Source organism: Bacillus sp. 05T31 (assembly GCF_056396725.1).
The window spans coordinates 1-14,659 of the sequence record NZ_JBFTMA010000037.1 but is presented as its reverse complement, the minus strand read 5'-3'; the positions used below and the strand labels follow the sequence as shown (position 1 = coordinate 14,659).

Sequence of the window (14,659 nt, the reverse complement as noted above, 5' to 3'; positions counted from 1 at the left end):
TCTTCGTCTTGCCATACTTGGAAGTAATAATACATTACGTTCTCGTCTAACTTTAAATAATCCTCTACTGTCACTTCTTCTTCAAATAAAGAATAGAAATGAACAGGATGATTTTTAAACGCATAATACTTCTCATGCAGTGATTTAGCTCGGTGTAAAATCTTCGTTAAAATTACTTCTGCACTACGTGTTACCGGATGAAAATATACTTGCCAATACATTTGATAACGGCTCATAATATAATGCTCTACAGCATGCATACCACTATTTTTAATGACAACTTGATTACCGTACGGGCGCATGACACGCAGTATACGTTCCATATCAAAGTTCCCATACTTTACACCAGTAAAATATGCATCTCTTAATAAATAATCCATACGATCGGCATCAATTTGGCTCGAAATCATACTAATCGCTAATTTATTAGTAGATGTTTTCGCAATTACATCTGCTACCTTTTGCGGGAAATCCTTATCCACACGGCTTAACACACGATTAATTTCCGTATCACCAACGATAATCTTTTGCGTAAATTTCTCATGATCTAACGAAAATACTTTTTCAAACGAGTGAGAAAATGGGCCGTGACCGACATCATGAAGTAATGCCGCACATAAACATAACAATCTATCTTCAGCATTCCAATTTGGTCTGCCATCAAACACATCATCAATCATACGACGAATAATTTCATACACACCTAACGAATGAGTAAAGCGACTATGCTCTGCACCGTGAAATGTAAAAAATGTCGTTCCAAGCTGCTTAATACGGCGCAAGCGTTGAAATTCTTTCGTTCCGATTAAATCCCAAATAACGCGATCACGCACGTGCACATATTTATGTACTGGGTCTTTAAACACTTTTGTTTCGCTGAGTTTGTCGTTTAAATATACCACCTTCCGACATCCCCCTTTCTTTACTGCATTCTTACTATATATTATAAACGATATAGGAAAAAGAAAGAAATGAAAGACTATATTAATTCTCTTTAATAAAGAAAAATCACCTTTACCAAAGCAAAGGTGATTTTTCTTTATTTATTATTTTCCTAAAATGAACTCAGTAACTTCGTCTAGGATCATTTCTTTACCTAGTGGGAAGTATCCTTTGTTTACATCTTCATTACTGATTGTAAATACATGGTTGTTTTTAACAGCGTTCATATTTTTCCAAATTGATTCTTCTTGGAATTCTTTTAGACGCTGAGAACCGTCACYAGTTGTAAATACGAATAAGTAATCTGGGTTGTAATCAATTAAAGCTTCTTTTTGTATTTGTACTAACGGTTTATCAGTTGGTGTACCTTTAACTGCTGGTAATTTTAAGTCATTAAAGATTACGCTACCGTAACCGTAGTCACCGTATACACGGAATGCATTTGGATATGCAGCCATTTTCATGAATGTTGCATCGCCAGTTTTAGCAACGATTTTGTCATGTAATTTGCTTGCTTTTTCATCATACTTTTTGAACCATTCTTTTGTTTCTTTCTCTTTACCGAAGATTTGACCTACTTCTTCGAATTTTGGACGCCATTGGTCTAATGGAGTTTTTAACATAACTGTTGGTGCAATTTTAGATAATTGATCATAAATCTTTTCTTGACGATTGTTTACAATAATTAAATCTGGTTTTGCAGCAGCCACTGCTTCGATGTTAATTTTATCGCCCCACGCAGAACCAACCGGTTTTACATCTTTCAATTTCTTCTCAATATGTGAATCAATTTTTTCTTGTGTTGTATTTGCAGTAATAATCGGTTTCATACCGAAAATTAATAATTCTTCTGTTGAACCACTAAGGTCAGCAATTTTCTTTGGATTTGCAGGAATTTTAATTTCCCCTTTTGCGTGTTGTACAGTGCGCTCTTCAGTTTTCGCATCTGCTTTCTTTTCTTCTTCTTTGTTAGAACAAGCTGCAAATAGTACAGAAGTAACAACTAGTACCATTGCTAATAGTGCCATTTTAAAATTCTTCATATTCCGACTCCTTCTAGCTGTATTTCTCTTATAATTTGCATGTAACTATAAGAAACGAAACAACATTTAATTAATATATTTTTATTAATTGTTGTTTATAACCCGTTCTAACGGGCGTTCAACTTCCCATCCGCGGGTAAGAAGCTCAACGTCCATTAGAACTCCCCCTCTCACCTCTTTAAGAGGGGGAAATTCTATTAATTATGCTTTTTTACGCAATTGATTATTAATCATCGCTAAATCGTATGTTAAACAAATTGGTTTACARTTTACTGGACATGGAACGATTTGCGCTTCAATCTCAAATACGTTACGAAGTGTTTCACTCGTCATAACTTCATCTGGCGTTCCTTGTTTCATTAACTTACCTGCTTTTAATGCAATCATATGATCAGAGAAACGAGAAGCATGATTTAAATCGTGAATAACCATAACAATCGTTCTGCCTTCTTCTTTGTTTAACTTCTTCAGTAAGTTTAATACCTCAAGTTGATGAGCCATATCTAAGTATGTTGTTGGTTCATCTAACACAAGTAAATCTGTTCCTTGTGCAAGAGCCATCGCAATCCATACACGTTGACGTTGACCACCTGATAAAGCTTCTGCTGGACGATTTGCGAATTCTGTCATCCCCGTCACTTCAAGTGCCCAATGAATGTAGCGATAATCCTCTTCTTTCAATGTTCCAAATCCTTTTTGATGAGGAAAACGTCCATATGAAACAAGTTCAAACACAGTAAGGCCTGTTGGCACTTCTGCAGTTTGTGGTAAAATCGCCATTTTCTTTGCGATTTCTTTCGTTGGCTGTTTCTCAATTGCTTTTCCATCAAGATAAACAGTACCTCGTTTTGCTTTCAAAATACGAGAAGCCGTTTTTAATAATGTGGATTTCCCACAACCATTTGGTCCAATAATCGTTGTAATTTGTCCTTCCGGAATTTCAACTGTTAATCCATCTATAATTAACCCTTCATTATACCCAACAGATACCGCATCAACTGCTAAAGTTGCCATACAAAAAGCCTCCCTTTATTTTGTCCTCATAAGTAAATATATGAAATATGGTGCACCAATTACAGAAATAACAAGACCGACCGGTATTTCTGAAGTTGGTAACACACTTCTTGAAATTACATCTGCAAATAAAAGCAAGAACGTTCCTATCAATGCAGCCGTTGGTAACATAATTTGATGTTTACCACCAACGAGGCGTCTCGCTAAATGCGGAGCCATTAAACCGATAAAACCAATGCCTCCCGCCACCGCAACAGATGCACCAGCTAAACAAACTGCAATAAATAATAATTTACGTCTTTCCTTTTCTACGTTTACACCAAGGCCAACTGCTGTAGAGTCGCCTAAATTCATTACATTTAATATGTGCGCTTTACTAATGGCAAGTGGTAAGAAAATAATCATCCATGGGAGTACACTTAGTACGAACTTCCAATCTGTTCCCCATAAACTTCCTGCCAACCAAATCGTTGCAAAACGGAAGTCGTTAGATGTCATCTTCATAGAGAAAATTAAACTAACCGCACCAAATCCGGCTGCAACAGCGATACCAACAAGAATTAATCGAGTTGATGAAACGCCGTCTTTCCATGCTAGTAAATAAATAATAACCGCTGCTAATATCGCACCAACTAGCGCGAAGAATGGAAGGATAAATACAGATAAAAATGTACCAGTTCCAACTTTTCCAAAGAAAAAGTAGACGAATACAACAACTGTTAATCCCGCTCCGGCGTTAATACCGATAATACCTGGATCAGCAAGCGGGTTTCGTGATAGCCCTTGCAAAATTGCACCTGACATAGCTAATGCAGAACCAACTAATATAGCAATAACCATACGCGGCATACGAAATTCAAATAAAATAACAGATTGATCTTCTGCACCTAATCCAACTAGTGACTTTAATACATCTATTGGAGGAATTTTAAATGTTCCTGTATTTAAACTTATTAAAAATACACCAACAATTAATCCTACTAAAATCGTTAAAATAGAAACGTTCTTTTTTGTTAAGACGCTCGTCCTCACATCTTTCCTCTCCCTTCATTACGTGCTAAGTAGAGGAAGAATGGCACCCCAATTAGCGCTGTAATTGCTCCAATTGGCGTTTCAAATGGTGGATTAATAACGCGAGATAACATATCTGCACATTCAATTAGCAATCCACCTAAGACCGCAGAACATGGAATAACCCATCTATAATCTGAGCCTACAAGGAAACGAGTCATATGCGGAATTACAAGTCCAACAAATCCAACTGATCCTGCCATAGAAACCGCAGAACCTGTTAATACAAGAACAAGTACTGTTCCGATAAATTTAATTAATGTCGTATTTTGACCAAGTCCAATCGCAATTTCTTCACCAAAGCTTAAAATTGTGATATATCTCGACATCATAATTGCTATAAYGAGACAAACAAGACCAATCGGTACTAACATATTAATACTTTGCCATTTCACTCCGGCAACACCGCCTGCATTCCACATACTTACCTCTTGGGCAAGGTTGAAATACAATGCAATTCCAGATGAAATTGCCCCTAATAAAGCACTAATTGCTGCACCTGCTAAAGCTAATTTTACAGGCGTTAATCCACCTGGTGAAGAAGACCCAATACCATATACAATGCTCGCTCCAAACGCAGCTCCAATAAAAGATGCGATAACAAACATTAAATAAGGTGAATTAGGGAAGAATGCATACATAATTGCAATTCCGAATACAGCACCATCTGTAATCCCCATTAACGATGGAGATGCAAGTGGATTTCGTGTCATACCTTGCATAATTGCACCTGATACCGCTAAAAAAGCACCTGCAACTACGCCCCCTATTGCTCTAGGCATGCGAAGTTCTTGAATTACGTTATGGTGCGTTATGGAACCATCAAACTGAAATACAGCTTGCCAAACGGTCTTTAAACTAATATCTGCTGCACCAAACGAAATAGAAACTGCCATACTTAAAGCTAACAAAATTGTGCCTGCTATTAAAATAATAGAAGCAACGAGTGGTCTGCTCTTAATCTCTTTAACATTCACATCTTGCTGTTCTATACTCCTTGCGCTCGCTTCCATCCCTCAACCATCCTAACCAACAACATATATTTAATAAAATGAAATTTATTCTCAAATAATAATAAAAAAATTAGGTGAATTGACTTTTTTATGATAATGATTATCAGAATCAGACACTTTCTATTCTACCTACCACGTCAAAAGACTGTCAACCATTATTTTGAAATACGAATTCATACAAAACGCTATCTTATGGACATAAAAAAAGAAGAGTAATCTGTTCACTCTTCTTTTTCTTACTTATTTAATTTTGCTTCAATTTTTACAATTAATTCGTCTTCTGTTGGAGCCGCAACTGGACGATTATTTACAAACGCGAATGATTTTTTACGACCAGGGCCACAGTAAGACTGACATGCAACCTCAATCGTTGCACATGAATCTACTTTTTTTAACTTCGGAATCAACGTTTTAACGTTCGTTGCCTGACAATCATCACACACGCGAAATTCGTTTCCCATTATATATAACACTTCCTCTATTTTAAACTTTTCACAAGTACATTTAAAAATAAACACTAAATGGTATTTTACCGCTCTTTGAAGCTTGTTGCAAGTCTCCGGGCGTAGCTCTATTCCTATATAAAGCTACCTATTTTTTATATTTTCTCCTTCAAAAGCTTTCATCATTCATAGCCACATTTCTTCTCTTCATTGAAATCTACCATATTTTTAAAAGCTTTGTATAAAAGCTCATTTTTTTGCCCATTATAAAAATAGGAAGTTCATAAAAAGAAAGGGAGTTGAATCTATGAAAGTAAGACAAGATGCTTGGACAGACGAGGACGATTTATTACTTGCTGAAACGGTGCTTCGCCATGTTCGAGAAGGAAGTACTCAATTAAATGCTTTTGAAGAAGTAGGAGATCAGTTAAATCGCACATCTGCTGCTTGTGGTTTCCGCTGGAATGCTGTTGTTCGCTATAGCTATGAACAAGCTCTTCAACTAGCAAAAAAACATCGTAAAGATAAAATGCGTGCTGCGGGCGGTGAACAGACAAAAAAACGTTTGCTTTACACACCACCAGCTTCAGCGGCGGCGATAACTGATTATGAAGAACACGTACCGTATGAAACAGCTGTTCAATATACAGAAGCTACTCCATATCAAAAGCCGACTGTCCCTGCTCCAAAAAGCTCAATAACAATGCAAGATGTTATTTACTTTTTACAAACAGTTGGATCTTCAAATATAAAAGTAACAGCTCTTGAAAACGAGAATACGAGATTGAAACAAGAAATTAAAGCGCAAATCCTGCGAAATGAAGAACTAGAAAAGAAACTAGAAAAATTAGAACAACAATCTCATACTGTACAAGAGGATTACGAAACACTTATGAATATTATGAACCGTGCTCGTAAATTAGCAGTAATGGATGATGAGGAACGCTCACAAACATCTTTCCGCATGGATCGAAACGGTAACTTAGAAAAAATTGCAGAATAAAAAGGATGCATGCAATGCATCCTTTTTATTCTTTCACCTCTAAACTTCCCTTTATATATGAGAAAACCCCTTTCTACATTTTTTGCTATAATAGAGATTGTCATTTTAAAAATAAGGGGTTAGTTATATGAGCAATTCCCGTTCGATTTTATCTCAGCCAGAGTGGCGTATTGTAGATCAGTCTAGTTTAGGACCAACTTTCCATGCACTTCAGTCATTCGCAATGGATGACACGTTATGCACAAGTATTGGAAATGGTCTATCCGCTGCAACAATGCGCTCTTGGGTTCATCACAATACAATTGTTCTTGGCATTCAAGATTCACGCCTACCACATTTAGAAGAAGGTATTTCCTTTTTAAAGGAAAACGACTTCAATGTTATCGTTCGTAATTCTGGTGGACTTGCTGTCGTACTTGATGAAGGTGTTTTAAACGTATCACTTTTATTCCAAGAAACAGAAAAGGGTATCGATATCGACCTTGGATACGATACGATGTGGCATTTAATTAAGGAAATGTTAAAAGATTACGATGTTACTATCGAAGCAAAAGAAATTGTTGGTTCTTATTGTCCTGGTAGCTACGATTTGAGCATTCGCGATCAAAAATTTGCTGGTATTTCTCAGCGTCGCATTCGCGGAGGCGTTGCTGTACAAATTTACTTATGTGCGACAGGAAGCGGATCTGAGCGTGCCGCACTCGTTCGTGATTTTTACAACGTAGCAATTCAAGGCGAAGAAACAAGATTTACGTATCCTGAAATTGTACCGAGTACGATGGCTTCACTATCTGAATTACTTGGCGAAACAATTACAGTGCAAGATTTAATGATGCGCCTTTTAAAAACGTTGCAACAATTCACTCCAAAGTTAACATCATCTCAGCTAACAGTAGATGAAGTTCCTTTATATGAGACGAATTTACAACGTATTATTGACCGTAATAATAAGGCACTTGGTTTAGAAAAATAGAAATCAAAAAGACCACCCTCATTTCAAAAGAAATAGGATGGTCTTTTTTCATATTAATTCGTTATAGAATTAAAGTGCTTGAGCTGCTGTAATTAAAGCTAACTTGTACACTTCTTCTTCGTTACATCCACGAGACAGATCATTTACAGGCATATTTAAACCTTGTAAGATTGGTCCTACTGCTTCGAAGTTACCTAAGCGTTGAGCGATTTTGTAGCCGATATTACCAGCTTCTAAGCTTGGGAATACGAATACGTTAGCATCACCTTTAATTGTAGAACCTGGAGCTTTCTTCTCAGCTACAGATGGTACGAATGCAGCATCGAATTGGAATTCTCCATCTAAAGTTAATTCAGGAGCCATTTCTTTTGCAATGCGAGTTGCTTCTACAACTTTTTCTGTTTCTGGAGATTTCGCAGAACCTTTTGTAGAGAAGCTTAACATAGCAACGCGTGGGTCAATACCGAATAGTTCAGCAGTTTTCGCACTTTCGATACCAATTTCAGCTAAATCTTGGCTGTTTGGTGCAATGTTAATTGCGCAATCAGCGAATACATACTTCTCTTCTTCACGTACCATGATGAATACGCCTGAAGTTTTTGTAACGCCTGGTTTTGTTTTAATAATTTGAAGTGCTGGACGAACTGTATCAGCTGTAGAGTGAGCTGCACCACTTACTAAACCTTGTGCTTTGCCCATGTATACAAGCATCGTACCGAAGTAGTTTTCGTCTTTAAGAATTTTGCGAGCATCTTCTTCTGTTGCTTTACCTTTACGGCGTTCAACGAAAGATGCTACCATTGCATCCATTTCTTCGTATGTAGCTGGRTCATAAATATCAACGCCTGCTAATGTTAAGTTCATGCTAGCWGCTTTTGCGCTAATTTCTTCTTTATTACCAACTAAAATTGGTTTTACTAACTCTTCTTTTGCTAAACGCTCTGCAGCGCCTAAAATTCTTTCATCAGTTCCTTCAGGAAGTACGATAGAAATGCCTTTTCCTTGAACTTTTTCTTTTACTGCTGTAAATAAATTGCTCACGAATAAACCCTCCTACAAATGTTAAAAACTCTACCTTTAAGAATACTTCTTTTCAGCTATATTTTAAACTTATAGCTCCCAAAAAATAGATAAAATGAAAATGATTATATTTTCATAAAATTMAGCCGAGAAATAATGCCTACTTAAGCCTTATTTTCTCCCGTTTTCCAGTAAATATAAATGTGACAGTTTTATGCGCCGAAACTTTATGTAGATGTTTTTAATCCTATATATGCTATAGTTAACGTGTAAAATATCATTAACTGAGGTGAATAGAATGAGTGAAGCAACAACAACGTTAGATGGCTGGTATTGTTTACATGATTTACGTTCTATTGATTGGGCAGCATGGAAAACATTATCTAGTGACGAACGCGGACAAGCAGTGTCTGAATTTTTAAATGTCGTTGAAAAATGGAACGAAGTAGCTACTGCAAAAAAAGGCAGTCATGCAATGTATACAGTTGTTGGTCAAAAAGCTGATATTATGCTTATGATCTTACGTCCAACAATGGAAGAGTTAAATGAAATCGAAACAGAATTAAATAAAACAACATTAGCTGAATATTTAGTTCCTGCATATTCTTACGTATCTGTTGTTGAACTAAGCAACTATCTTCCAGCTGATGAAGATCCATACCAGAACCCACAAGTCTTAGCTCGCTTATATCCTGAGTTACCAAAAGCAAATCACATTTGCTTCTATCCAATGGATAAGCGTCRCCAAGGTAATGATAACTGGTATATGCTTCCTATGGATGAACGTAAGAAACTTATGTACAGTCATAGCAAAATCGGTCGCCAATACGCAGGGAAAGTACGCCAAGTAATTTCAGGATCAGTCGGATTCGACGATTTCGAGTGGGGCGTAACATTATTCGCTGACGATGTTCTTCAATTTAAGAAGCTTATATATGAAATGCGCTTCGATGAAGTAAGTGCCCGTTACGGTGAATTCGGTACATTCTTCGTTGGGAACATTTTACCAGACGAAAAAGTAGAGAATTTTTTACACATATAATAATGAAAAAGGAACGAATTTCGTTCCTTTTTTTATTATCCTCTATATTTACCCACAAAAAACTTCTTTTCTCTGCAAATTTGAACAAAAATCGACAAATTCTTTTCAATTCCCTTACAAAATTGTAACCTTTCTATATCCAAATTTATGCTAAAATGGTACGAGCTATATGCTAATAACGATGCGAAGGTGATAATGTATATGAAGAAAATCTTGTCTATTTTACTAGTGTCTCTATTGTCAATTTCTTCCTTAGGAGTAACAACATCCCATGCAGAAGAAAAAATACATATAGAGGCAGCTGCTGCACTGCTATTTGATGCGGATACAGGAAAAATACTGCATGAACAAAATCCAGATGAATTACTAGCTATCGCTAGTATGTCAAAATTAATTGTTATTTATGCCGTATTAGAAGCAATTAAAGAAGGAAAAATCACTTGGGATACGAAAGTAACTATTTCTGATTACGCTTATGAAGTTTCACGTAATAATGAATTCTCTAACGTGCCGTTCGAAAAAGGACGTCAATATACTGTAAGAGAATTATACCATTCTATCGTTATCTTCTCTGCAAATGGATCTAGTATTGCTTTAGCAGAATTACTTGCAGGAAGTGAAAAGAACTTCTTAAATCTCGCAAATGAACATGCGAAAAAACTAGGGTTAAAGAAATATAAATTTGTAAACGCTACTGGGTTAAATAACGCTGATTTAAAAGGAAAACATCCTGAAGGAACTGATCCGAATGGAGAAAACTCCATGTCAGCTCGCGATATGGGTATTCTTTCAAAAACAATTATTACAAAGTATCCAGAAATGCTAGAGGATACAAAACAAAGATTTAGAAACTTCCCAGATAATCATCCAAAACCAATTCGTATGGAAAATTGGAACTGGATGTTACCAGGTGCTGCTTTCTCTTATGAAGGAGCAGATGGTTTAAAAACAGGAAGTTCCGATACAGCTGGGTATGGTTTTACCATTACAGCAAAACGCGGTGATTTACGTCTTATATCTGTTATTATTAAAACGAAATCAATGGACGAACGTTTCACAGAATCTCGCGCATTAATTGAATATGGATTTAATAACTTCGAAAAACAGAAATTAAAAATAGATAAAAACAACAAAATTTCTGTAGTAAAAGGAAAAGAAGACTACGTAACAGTTGCACCAGAAAAAGAAGTGACAGTAGTTACTGCAAAAGGTAGCAAATCACCTTACAAAATTTCTACTGAAGCAGATAAATCACTTGCTGAAGATGAGCATTTAGTTGCTCCTATTAAGAAAGATGCAAAGGTAGGTTCAATCGTCTTAGAACCATCTGATAAATATGGTTTCTTAGACGGAAATAAAAGTATAAAAGTTACTGCAAAAACGACTGAAGAAGTAGAAAAAGCAAATTGGTTCGTATTAACAATGCGTTCAATTGGCGATTTCTTCTCAAATTTATGGTCTAAAGTATTTTAATGATGAAAAGCTAGCTCACGCTAGCTTTTTTTATTTTCCCCTCTAAATGTAAAACTTCGTTTGGTTGTCATATCTGCGTCCTTTTTCTCATACGTATGAACTAGTAATTGTTCCACACTTCATCTAAGAAAAACCTCTTTCCAAAGGGTATTCCAAAAAGAGAGGTGACACATAATGGGTGTTATCGCACATACAGAAGAAGATGTAAAGTTATTAGCTAGACTCATGCGTGCTGAAGCTGAAGGAGAAGGACAACAAGGCATGCTAATGGTTGGAAATGTCGGTGTAAATCGTGTCCGCGGAAATTGTTTAGATTTTAAAAAAGTACGGAACTTACGTCAGATGGTTTATCAAAATCCTGGTGGTTTTGAAGCTACTCAAAAAGGGTATTTTTATCAACGAGCAAGAGAACAAGATATTGCCTTAGCCCGTCGAACAATTCAAGGGCAACGTTTTTGGCCTGCAAATTTCGCTTTATGGTTTTTTAGACCTGAAGGTCCTTGCCCACCAACTTGGTATRACCARCAAAACTCTGGACGTTTTAAAAAGCACTGCTTCTTCCAACCAWCYGSSGRGGATTGYCCWAGCRTATATTAAGGAATGAAAAYGAGGAGGGATTTTTGAATGRCACAGCAACAAAAYCCRTACTAYGGAACAGGTTTCTATCAACCATCTGGAACTTATGTACAACCGCAACAAATGACCGCGCAGCAACAACAACAGCAACAAGCGATGCAACAACAAGCTGCTCAGGCTCAACTTGCAGTTTCTCAAGGTATGTTGCCACTAGAGCAATCGTATATTGAAAATATCCTTCGTTTAAACAAAGGTAAGCAGGCTACAGTTGTAATGACTTATGAACGTGGTAGCTCGCTTGGCACACAATCTTATACAGGGATTATCGAGGCAGCCGGCCGTGATCATATCGTTATTAGTGAACCGAAATCTGGAAAACGATTTTTACTACTAATGATTTACTTAGATTATGTAGAATTCCCAGGAGAAATTACGTATTTACCTGGTCAACAAGCAACTTATGCTCCAAGACCATAAAAAAAAGCTGGCAAATGCCAGCTTTTGTTTTTTATAACCCTTTTACAACTGCAGTTCCGACTAAAATCCACGCCACAATAAACGCTACACCACCAAGAGGTGTAATTGGGCCAAAGAATTTAATACCTGTTGTACTTAATGCATAAAGACTGCCTGAGAACATAATAATCCCAGCTACCATAAGCCAACCTGCAGTGCTTAAAAGTGATGATTGCATTTTGTCCATTAATAGAGCAACTACAAATAAGCCACCTGCATGAAACATTTGATATGTAACGCCCGTCTTCCATACTTCTAACATTTTTGCAGAAATTTTATTTTCTAAACCATGTGCTCCAAAAGCCCCTAATGCAACAGATAATCCTGCTGCAATACAACCTAGTAAAAAGAAAATTTTCATCTTAATTCCCCTTTTTATTTTTATCATAAGCAATTTTCACATATAATCCAAACGATTTAATCCTTAAAAATCAAATAAAGAATTACCATTTGCACCTTCTTCTTTTATATACACAGGTTCTCCAGAAACTGGCATAACCGGTTGAGCTGTTGTTATAGGCTGAGATCCGATTATTTGTGATTGAACTTGTGGTTCTCTATACGTAGAAGGCTCAACTTGTTCATCTAATAATAAATCACATAATGCACGCACAACTAATAAATGCTCTTTTGATTTTTGTCCTTCACTACTTTTTGCCTTTGCAATTTCATTCGCCATTTTATTTAAAACCTTATCGCTAGATACTTGCATTCCTTGTCACCTCTTACTTTGTAGTTCTTTCTCAAATTGCCCCAGTTTCTCCACTGAACCAAATACTATTATCATATCATGTTCTTGCAGTTTTTCCTGCCCCGTTGGATTATGGATAATATCTCCACCTCTTAAAATCGCTAAAATTGTTACATCAAATTGATTTCTCACATTACTCTCTAGTAACGATTTACTGACTAAGATAGAATCTTTACCAACTTGGATCTCTTCAATTACAAATGATTGCTCTATTCCATACAATACTGTATCAATATAATGAACTGTTAACGGATTAGCAATACCTTTTGCTATATGAATTCCTGCCATACTAGATGGATTAATAACTTTATTTGCACCAGCGCGCCGTAATTTTTCTTCTGTTTCTGGCTTTTCAGCTCTTGCTACAATTTTAATTGCCTCATTAAGCCCTCTTGCCGTTAATGTAATAAATACATTTTCAGCATCGTTTGCTACGATAGCAACTAGACCCGCTGCCTTCGAAATTCCGGCATTATGTAACACTTGATCTTCAGTTGCATCTCCATGTACATATAGAAGCTTTTCCTGTTCGAATATACTTTCATCTTTATCCACAACTACAAATGGAATTTTCTTTTCCTGTAATTCATGTACAACTTGAAGCCCTACTCTTCCGCAACCGCATACTATAATATGATTTTGTAACTGTGCTATTTGTTTATCCATCTTCTTCCTCCGCACTGCATGAAATAAATTCCCCTCAATGATCATAGCTGCTACTACCCCCATTGCATACGTAACGATGCCGACGCCAACAGGTATAATAAGGAGCGCAAAAAATTTCCCTGCCTGTGTTACAGGAACTACATCACCATATCCAACCGTTAATACAGTAATCATCGTCATCCAAAATGCTTGAAACAAGCTAATCTCTTCAATTGTCATAAATCCTAGCGTTCCTAGAATTACAACAAAGGTCATACATATAACTGCTATCCATAATTGCTTACGTGCATTCATATCATATTTCAACTCTTTTCTCTATCTACAATCTTTGCCAAAGGAAATGAAATACCTATATACTAGAAACGGAATCTATGAAAGAGGTTGATATAATGAAGCTATTTCTTTCTGCCTTACAATGGGCACTATTTATTTTAGCTGGAAGTCTTATTGTACCAATTAGTGTCGCAACTAGTTACGGCCTTGATGGTGCTGAAGCTATCGCGTTTGTACAAAGAACATTATTTGTTCTCGGTTTTGCTGGTCTACTGCAAGCTATATTCGGTCATAAACTTCCTATTCAAGAAGGTCCCGCAGGCCTTTGGTGGGGAATTTTCTCCCTGTATGCAAGTTTAGGCGTCGTATTATTTGGATCAAGCAATGAAACACTTAAGGTCCTTCAGTACGCTTTCCTACTAAGCGGAATTATTTGTATTATTCTTAGTGTTTTTGGACTTATCGATAAACTAGTTCGCTACTTTACACCTACAGTAATTGGAACGTATTTATTCCTTCTTGTCGCACAACTTAGTGGCTCCTTCTTAAAAGGCATGTTTGGCCTTGATGGACAACATACAGAAGTACAGCCAAAGGTATTTATTCTTTCACTCACTGTTATTTTACTATCTTTTTTCATTATGAAGATACCTATTATTGGACAATATTCCGTTCTTTTCAGTATCGTCTGCGGCTGGATATTATTTGCGTGCTTCGGATTATCTAATCCAGTAACACCTGTGACAGATATAATTCGTCTTCCATCTCTGTTTGTTTTCGGAATGCCTCGCATTGAATGGAACATGGCAATTACGGTCGTTTTCGTCACACTACTACTTC

Annotated in this window: 17 protein-coding genes; 7 read left to right on the top strand and 10 right to left on the bottom strand. The window is 36.5% G+C overall.

The window, feature by feature from the left end; translation table 11 throughout:
* The 6 genes from AC1DJR_RS04375 to AC1DJR_RS04350 form a co-directional block, all read right to left on the bottom strand.
* The coding region (locus AC1DJR_RS04375) for an HD domain-containing protein (protein ID WP_477002090.1) at window positions 1-902 on the bottom strand (902 nt) is incomplete at its 3' end.
* A gap of 144 nt (window positions 903-1,046) precedes the next feature.
* On the bottom strand, window positions 1,047-1,985 hold the full coding sequence (locus AC1DJR_RS04370; protein ID WP_477002089.1) for an ABC transporter substrate-binding protein: 939 nt from the start codon (window positions 1,983-1,985) through the stop codon (window positions 1,047-1,049).
* Window positions 1,986-2,186: 201 nt separating this feature from the next.
* On the bottom strand, window positions 2,187-2,999 hold the full coding sequence (locus AC1DJR_RS04365) for an ABC transporter ATP-binding protein (RefSeq protein ID WP_000212073.1): 813 nt from the start codon (window positions 2,997-2,999) through the stop codon (window positions 2,187-2,189).
* 15 nt (window positions 3,000-3,014) lie between these two features.
* The gene (locus AC1DJR_RS04360) at window positions 3,015-4,031 is read right to left on the bottom strand and encodes a FecCD family ABC transporter permease (protein WP_060750525.1); all 1,017 of its coding nucleotides are present in this window, start codon (window positions 4,029-4,031) and stop codon (window positions 3,015-3,017) included.
* Window positions 4,028-5,083 (bottom strand): FecCD family ABC transporter permease, encoded by a 1,056-nt coding sequence (locus tag AC1DJR_RS04355; RefSeq protein WP_477002088.1) that lies wholly within the window; start codon window positions 5,081-5,083, stop codon window positions 4,028-4,030. Before AC1DJR_RS04355 ends, AC1DJR_RS04360 begins: the two co-directional genes overlap by 4 nt.
* Window positions 5,084-5,319: 236 nt before the next feature.
* Complete coding sequence (locus AC1DJR_RS04350; protein WP_000526075.1) at window positions 5,320-5,544, bottom strand: YuzB family protein; 225 nt, start codon at window positions 5,542-5,544, stop codon at window positions 5,320-5,322.
* A gap of 289 nt (window positions 5,545-5,833) precedes the next feature.
* Between AC1DJR_RS04350 and AC1DJR_RS04345 the strand changes: the two genes are divergently transcribed.
* Window positions 5,834-6,529 carry an RsfA family transcriptional regulator gene (locus AC1DJR_RS04345; protein ID WP_429687395.1) on the top strand — a complete coding sequence of 232 codons (696 nt, stop codon included), beginning with the start codon at window positions 5,834-5,836 and terminating at the stop codon, window positions 6,527-6,529.
* Between the two features lie 127 nt (window positions 6,530-6,656).
* Entirely contained in the window at window positions 6,657-7,502 is an 846-nt protein-coding gene (lipL, locus tag AC1DJR_RS04340) for an octanoyl-[GcvH]:protein N-octanoyltransferase (protein ID WP_002143911.1), read from the top strand.
* A gap of 69 nt (window positions 7,503-7,571) precedes the next feature.
* Here lipL and pta read toward each other — a convergent pair whose 3' ends face one another.
* On the bottom strand, window positions 7,572-8,543 hold the full coding sequence (gene pta / locus AC1DJR_RS04335; protein WP_002016367.1) for a phosphate acetyltransferase: 972 nt from the start codon (window positions 8,541-8,543) through the stop codon (window positions 7,572-7,574).
* A gap of 277 nt (window positions 8,544-8,820) precedes the next feature.
* On the opposite strand from pta, the gene hemQ reads away from it, so the two are divergent.
* The 4 genes from hemQ (at window position 8,821) to gerQ (ending at window position 12,090) form a co-directional block, all read left to right on the top strand.
* Window positions 8,821-9,564, top strand: coding sequence for a hydrogen peroxide-dependent heme synthase (gene hemQ, locus AC1DJR_RS04330; protein ID WP_477002087.1), 744 nt, complete (start codon window positions 8,821-8,823; stop codon window positions 9,562-9,564).
* A 195-nt stretch (window positions 9,565-9,759) separates the two neighbouring features.
* A complete protein-coding gene (locus AC1DJR_RS04325; RefSeq protein ID WP_429687431.1) occupies window positions 9,760-11,037 on the top strand; it encodes a serine hydrolase in 1,278 nt (425 codons plus the stop codon).
* Between the two features lie 174 nt (window positions 11,038-11,211).
* Window positions 11,212-11,634: a cell wall hydrolase gene (locus tag AC1DJR_RS04320; RefSeq protein WP_477002086.1), complete on the top strand. Its 423-nt coding sequence runs from the start codon at window positions 11,212-11,214 to the stop codon at window positions 11,632-11,634.
* A 27-nt stretch (window positions 11,635-11,661) separates the two neighbouring features.
* Window positions 11,662-12,090: a spore coat protein GerQ gene (gene gerQ / locus AC1DJR_RS04315; protein WP_477002085.1), complete on the top strand. Its 429-nt coding sequence runs from the start codon at window positions 11,662-11,664 to the stop codon at window positions 12,088-12,090.
* Window positions 12,091-12,121: 31 nt separating this feature from the next.
* On the opposite strand, the gene AC1DJR_RS04310 is transcribed toward gerQ, so the two are convergent.
* The 3 genes from AC1DJR_RS04310 to AC1DJR_RS04300 all read right to left on the bottom strand — a co-directional run bounded on the left by AC1DJR_RS04310 (window position 12,122) and on the right by AC1DJR_RS04300 (window position 13,840).
* Entirely contained in the window at window positions 12,122-12,490 is a 369-nt protein-coding gene (locus AC1DJR_RS04310; protein WP_002016371.1) for a DUF423 domain-containing protein, read from the bottom strand.
* Window positions 12,491-12,553: 63 nt separating this feature from the next.
* Window positions 12,554-12,841, bottom strand: a complete 288-nt coding sequence (locus AC1DJR_RS04305) for a YwdI family protein (RefSeq protein WP_060750531.1) — start codon at window positions 12,839-12,841, stop codon at window positions 12,554-12,556.
* A 6-nt stretch (window positions 12,842-12,847) separates the two neighbouring features.
* Window positions 12,848-13,840 carry a potassium channel family protein gene (locus tag AC1DJR_RS04300; protein WP_429687398.1) on the bottom strand — a complete coding sequence of 331 codons (993 nt, stop codon included), beginning with the start codon at window positions 13,838-13,840 and terminating at the stop codon, window positions 12,848-12,850.
* Between the two features lie 95 nt (window positions 13,841-13,935).
* Between AC1DJR_RS04300 and AC1DJR_RS04295 the strand changes: the two genes are divergently transcribed.
* Window positions 13,936-14,659, top strand: a 724-nt coding sequence (locus AC1DJR_RS04295; protein WP_477002084.1) for a purine/pyrimidine permease, incomplete at its 3' end; no start/stop codon positions are given.